1 protein-coding gene is annotated in these 240 nt (G+C 54.2%); it reads left to right on the forward strand.

Annotated features, from left to right (window positions below):
* On the forward strand, positions 1-240 hold a 240-nt coding region (locus KVT34_RS30995), incomplete at both ends, for an urea carboxylase-associated family protein (protein WP_217563370.1).

Raw genomic sequence — 240 nt, forward strand, 5'->3', positions numbered from 1 at the left:
GGGGACATCCTGTATTCCACCCGGTATACGCCGCTGCTTTCCATTGTGGCCGACACGGTAGGCCAGCACGATTTTATCAACTCCGCCTGCCGGCCGGAAATGTACGAGTACACATACCGAAAGAAGGATCATGCGTGCTGTTACCACAACTTGAACAAGGCCATCGCCCAGTACGGCAGCGAGCCTCCGGAACAGCACTATCCGTTCAATTTGTTTATGCACACGGTTATACAGCCGGAC

This window comes from Paenibacillus sp. GbtcB18 (genome assembly GCF_019091125.1).
Taxonomy (GTDB): Bacteria; Bacillota; Bacilli; order Paenibacillales; family NBRC-103111; genus Paenibacillus_F; species Paenibacillus_F chitinolyticus.